We start from the raw sequence: 980 nt of genomic DNA, 5'->3' as shown, positions 1-980 counted from the left end.
GTTAGTTACGCGGAGTCTGTCTCTCTGTCTGCACTAAAAAACGCAGAGATGTGGGTAACGATGGACAGCGAACCAAGCAAACGTATTCCGGGTAAGTTCAAAGAAATCTCAACGCAGCCAAACATCGATACCAACAGCTATGAAGCGATTGTGACGATCACTCGGCCAACTGAGCGCAACTTGCTCACTGGGATGACAGGACAAGTACACATTGCTAAGCAAAACAAGTCTAAGGCCATGACGTTGCCGACATCGGCTTGGGTAAACAAGCAAGAGAGCCAAGGTGAAGTTTGGGTGATGGATAGCTCAACGCAACAAGTGAATAAGGTGACATTGTCACTAAATGAAAGTGGCGCGATTGAGTCAGGTTTGGACAACAACGACTACGTGGTTATTGCTGGCGTAGAACGATTAGTCGAAGGGCAAGTGGTGAAAGCTTGGATTCGTGAGGAAGGCATTTAATGAAGCATTCTCTATTCGCAGTATCGGCCATCGCCTTGGCCGTTCTTACTGGTTGTCAAAGTGATAGCCAAAACGTAGCCGAACAACCGTTGTATGTTTCGACTATTTCAGTTGACGCGCCAGTGAAAAGCCAATATCGCGCGTTTAAAGGGCTAGTCGTTCCTGCTGAACAAACACCAATGGCATTTCGTCGCGCCGGTGAAATTCAACACGTACTAGTGAAAGCTGGTGACGTAGTGAAAGAAGGGCAAATGATCGCCAAGCTGGATGACAGCAAAGAAAAGCAAGCGGTAAATGATGCTGAAGCGCAATACACGCTTGCGATTCGCCAGCTTAAACGAGGTGAAGAGCTGCACGGCCGCCAAATGATATCCAAAGCAGAACTGGATGAGCTGACCGCAAACAAGGAACTGGCAGAGGCAAACTTCTATAACGCCACCAACCAGTTGAACTATACGCGTTTATTTGCCCCGTTTGCAGGAAAAGTCTCAGACGTTTTCAAAGAGCGTTTTGAGCGC

2 pseudogenes are annotated in these 980 nt (G+C 47.8%); both read left to right on the top strand.

The annotated features are described in order from the left end of the window. A pseudogene (vmeT, locus tag R7R24_RS25110) lies at positions 1 to 462 on the top strand (multidrug efflux RND transporter periplasmic adaptor subunit VmeT); the annotation flags it as partial. Beyond that, positions 462 to 980: pseudogene (gene vmeU, locus R7R24_RS25105) on the top strand (multidrug efflux RND transporter periplasmic adaptor subunit VmeU); the annotation flags it as partial. The pseudogenes vmeT and vmeU, both read left to right, overlap by 1 nt.

The organism is Vibrio sp. 704, assembly GCF_033339295.1.
The sequence above is the reverse complement of the archived record's forward strand: the minus strand, read 5'-3'. Positions and strand labels throughout refer to the sequence as shown.